Here is a 5,021-nt window from a genome sequence, read left to right on the forward strand (position 1 = left end):
ATTAGTACCAGTCAGCTGCACACGTTGCCGTGCTTCCACATCTGGCCTATCAACCCAGTAGTCTGGCTGGGAGCCTCTCACCCCGTAGGGTATGGAAGTCTCATCTTGAGGCCGGCTTCCCGCTTAGATGCTTTCAGCGGTTATCCATCCCGAACGTAGCTAACCAGCGGTGCACTTGGCAGTACAACTGGCACACCAGAGGTTCGTCCAACCCGGTCCTCTCGTACTAGGGTCAGATCCTCTCAAACTTCCTACGCGCGCAGCGGATAGGGACCGAACTGTCTCACGACGTTCTAAACCCAGCTCGCGTACCGCTTTAATGGGCGAACAGCCCAACCCTTGGGACCTACTCCAGCCCCAGGATGCGACGAGCCGACATCGAGGTGCCAAACCATGCCGTCGATATGGACTCTTGGGCAAGATCAGCCTGTTATCCCCGAGGTACCTTTTATCCGTTGAGCGACAGCGCTTCCACAAGCCACTGCCGGATCACTAGTCCCGACTTTCGTCCCTGCTCGACCTGTCAGTCTCACAGTCAAGCTCCCTTGTGCACTTACACTCGCCACCTGATTGCCAACCAGGTTGAGGGAACCTTTGGGCGCCTCCGTTACTCTTTGGGAGGCAACCGCCCCAGTTAAACTACCCACCAGGCACTGTCCCTGAACCGGATCACGGTTCGAAGTTAGACATCCAGAGTGACCAGAGTGGTATTTCAACAACGACTCCACGAATACTGGCGTATCCGCTTCACAGTCTCCCACCTATCCTACACAAGCCACACCGAACACCAATACCAAGCTGTAGTAAAGGTCACGGGGTCTTTCCGTCCTGCTGCGCGTAACGAGCATCTTTACTCGTAATGCAATTTCGCCGAGTTCGCGGTTGAGACAGTTGGGAAGTCGTTACGCCATTCGTGCAGGTCGGAACTTACCCGACAAGGAATTTCGCTACCTTAGGATGGTTATAGTTACCACCGCCGTTTACTGGGGCTTAAATTCTGAGCTTCGCCTTGCGGCTGACCCGTCCTCTTAACCTTCCAGCACCGGGCAGGCGTCAGTCCGTATACATCGTCTTGCGACTTGGCACGGACCTGTGTTTTTAGTAAACAGTCGCTACCCACTAGTCTCTGCGGCCACCAAACGCTTTCGGAGCAAGTCCTAATACGCCGATGGCCCCCCTTCTCCCGAAGTTACGGGGGCATTTTGCCGAGTTCCTTAACCACGATTCTCTCGATCTCCTTGGTATTCTCTACCTGACCACCTGAGTCGGTTTGGGGTACGGGCGGCTAGAACCTCGCGTCGATGCTTTTCTCGGCAGCATAGGATCACCCACTTTTCATCCGCATCGTGTCTCAGCCTGAATGAGAGACGGATTTGCCTATCTCTCGGCCTACGCACTTGCCCCGGGACAACCATCGCCCGGGATGGGCTACCTTCCTGCGTCACACCTGTTAATACGCTAACCGCACCAGCATAGGGTCGTGTGCTAGGCCCGGCGCATCACCCCGAAGGGATCCGTCACCGGGATTCGGACACTTAGCATCACTGGATTGATTGGGGCGGTTCTTCGCCGGTACGGGAATATCAACCCGTTGTCCATCGACTACGCCTGTCGGCCTCGCCTTAGGTCCCGACTTACCCAGGGAAGATTAGCTTGACCCTGGAACCCTTGGTCTTTCGGAGGACGTGTTTCTCACACGTCTTTCGCTACTCATGCCTGCATTCTCACTCGTGTGGCGTCCACGGCTGGGTCACCCCGCCGCTTCACTCGCCACACGACGCTCTCCTACCCATCAACACGGCTGGACCACGAAGGCCTACCAATAATGTCAATGCCACAGCTTCGGTGGCGTGCTTGAGCCCCGTTACATTGTCGGCGCGGAATCACTTGACCAGTGAGCTATTACGCACTCTTTCAAGGGTGGCTGCTTCTAAGCCAACCTCCTGGTTGTCTAAGCAACTCCACATCCTTTCCCACTTAGCACGCGCTTAGGGACCTTAGATGGTGGTCTGGGTTGTTTCCCTCTCGACTATGAAGCTTATCCCCCACAGTCTCACTGCTGCGCTCTCACTTACCGGCATTCGGAGTTTGGCTGACGTCAGTAACCTTGTAGGGCCCATCGGCCATCCAGTAGCTCTACCTCCGGCAAGAAACACGCAACGCTGCACCTAAATGCATTTCGGAGAGAACCAGCTATCACGAAGTTTGATTGGCCTTTCACCCCTATCCACAGCTCATCCCCTCAGTTTTCAACCTAAGTGGGTTCGGCCCTCCACGACGTCTTACCGTCGCTTCAGCCTGGCCATGGATAGATCACTTCGCTTCGGGTCTAGGACATGCGACTGAATCGCCCTATTCAGACTCGCTTTCGCTACGGCTACCCCACCCGGGTTAACCTCGCCACATATCGCTAACTCGCAGGCTCATTCTTCAAAAGGCACGCTGTCACCCCTACTAAGGAGGCTCCAACGGTTTGTAAGCAAACGGTTTCAGGTACTATTTCACTCCCCTCCCGGGGTACTTTTCACCTTTCCCTCACGGTACTTGTCCGCTATCGGTCATCTGGGAGTATTTAGGCTTATCAGGTGGTCCTGACAGATTCACACGGGATTTCTCGGGCCCCGTGCTACTTGGGATCCTCTCCACGCTGCGTCCGACATTTCAGTTACGGGGCTGGCACCCACTCTGGCCGGCCTTTCAAGACCGTTCACCTATATCGACGCATCACGTTCGCTGCTCGGCAGAACAGCACGGAAAGTCCCACAACCCCGAATACGCAACTCCTGCCGGATATCACACGTACTCGGTTTAGCCTGTTCCGGTTTCGCTCGCCACTACTAACGGAATCGCGGTTGCTTTCTCTTCCTGTGGGTACTGAGATGTTTCACTTCCCCACGTTCCCTCTACCCGCCCTATATATTCAGGCGGGAGTCACCAGGCACGCACGCGCCCTGGCGGGGTTTCCCCATTCGGACACCCTCGGATCAAAACTTGCTTATCAGTTCCCCGAGGCTTATCGCAGATTGCTACGTCCTTCTTCGGCTCCAGATGCCAAGGCATCCACCGTTTGCTCTTAAAGACTTGAAATCACATGAGCCGATCCATCAAGGATCGAACATTCAACACCCCACACACCCCGAAGAGCATGCAGAGCGTCTTCTTTAAGATGCTCGCGTCCACTGTGTAGTTCTCAAAGTACGGGCGGCACCCACCCCACCCACCAGCAAAACCGGCGACAGGATGAGCCCAGAAGTCCCAAAGGCCCAAAGCCCGGTCCCTCAGGACCCAACAGCGTGCACGCCCCCACCAGCACCCTCCCCACCGTTCCCACCATCCGAAGACGACGTACTAAGCAGAAAGACCACCAGAAGAGGCCTCGTCATATGTTCCACCCATGAGCAAACCAGCACCACACATCCGGTGGTGAACTGGCGCCTGGACGCCCCGAAGAGCGCCAGAAGCTCCTTAGAAAGGAGGTGATCCAGCCGCACCTTCCGGTACGGCTACCTTGTTACGACTTAGTCCTAATTACCGATCCCACCTTCGACGGCTCCCTCCACAAGGGTTGGGCCACCGGCTTCAGGTGTTACCGACTTTCATGACTTGACGGGCGGTGTGTACAAGACCCGGGAACGTATTCACCGCAGCGTTGCTGATCTGCGATTACTAGCGACTCCGACTTCATGAGGTCGAGTTGCAGACCTCAATCCGAACTGGGACCGGCTTTTTGGGATTCGCTCCACCTCACGGTATTGCAGCCCTTTGTACCGGCCATTGTAGCATGCGTGAAGCCCAAGACATAAGGGGCATGATGATTTGACGTCATCCCCACCTTCCTCCGAGTTGACCCCGGCAGTATCCCATGAGTTCCCACCATTACGTGCTGGCAACATAGAACGAGGGTTGCGCTCGTTGCGGGACTTAACCCAACATCTCACGACACGAGCTGACGACAACCATGCACCACCTGTACACCAGTGTCCAAAGAGTTCCCTATTTCTAGGGCGTTCCGGTGTATGTCAAGCCTTGGTAAGGTTCTTCGCGTTGCATCGAATTAATCCGCATGCTCCGCCGCTTGTGCGGGTCCCCGTCAATTCCTTTGAGTTTTAGCCTTGCGGCCGTACTCCCCAGGCGGGGAACTTAATGCGTTAGCTGCGTCACGGAATCCGTGGAAAGGACCCCACAACTAGTTCCCAACGTTTACGGGGTGGACTACCAGGGTATCTAAGCCTGTTTGCTCCCCACCCTTTCGCTCCTCAGCGTCAGTTACGGCCCAGAGATCTGCCTTCGCCATCGGTGTTCCTCCTGATATCTGCGCATTCCACCGCTACACCAGGAATTCCAATCTCCCCTACCGCACTCTAGTCTGCCCGTACCCACTGCAGGCCCGAGGTTGAGCCTCGGGATTTCACAGCAGACGCGACAAACCGCCTACGAGCTCTTTACGCCCAATAATTCCGGATAACGCTTGCGCCCTACGTATTACCGCGGCTGCTGGCACGTAGTTAGCCGGCGCTTTTTCTGCAAGTACCGTCACCCGAAGGCTTCTTCCCTGCTAAAAGAGGTTTACAACCCGAAGGCCGTCATCCCTCACGCGGCGTTGCTGCATCAGGCTTGCGCCCATTGTGCAATATTCCCCACTGCTGCCTCCCGTAGGAGTCTGGGCCGTGTCTCAGTCCCAGTGTGGCCGGTCACCCTCTCAGGCCGGCTACCCGTCGACGCCTTGGTGAGCCATTACCTCACCAACAAGCTGATAGGCCGCGAGCCCATCCCCAACCGAAAAATCTTTCCAACCACAGACCATGCGGCCGTGATACATATCCAGTATTAGACGCCGTTTCCAGCGCTTATCCCAGAGTCAGGGGCAGGTTGCTCACGTGTTACTCACCCGTTCGCCACTGATCCACCCAGCAAGCTGGGCTTCACCGTTCGACTTGCATGTGTTAAGCACGCCGCCAGCGTTCATCCTGAGCCAGGATCAAACTCTCCATAAAAAAATGATGCACAACCCCACCAGAAAA

At 55.9% G+C, this 5,021-nt stretch carries 2 rRNA genes; both read right to left on the reverse strand.

Annotation, left to right across the window (positions count from 1 at the left end):
• Nucleotides 1-3,087 (reverse strand): 23S ribosomal RNA (locus EIO58_RS12320); the annotation flags it as partial.
• Nucleotides 3,088-3,469: 382 nt separating this feature from the next.
• Nucleotides 3,470-4,994, reverse strand: a 16S ribosomal RNA gene (locus tag EIO58_RS12325).
• Between the last annotated feature and the right edge of the window lie 27 nt (nt 4,995-5,021).

The sequence above is a fragment of the Microbacterium sp. CPCC 204701 genome, from assembly GCF_004010105.1.
GTDB lineage: Bacteria > Actinomycetota > Actinomycetes > Actinomycetales > Microbacteriaceae > Microbacterium.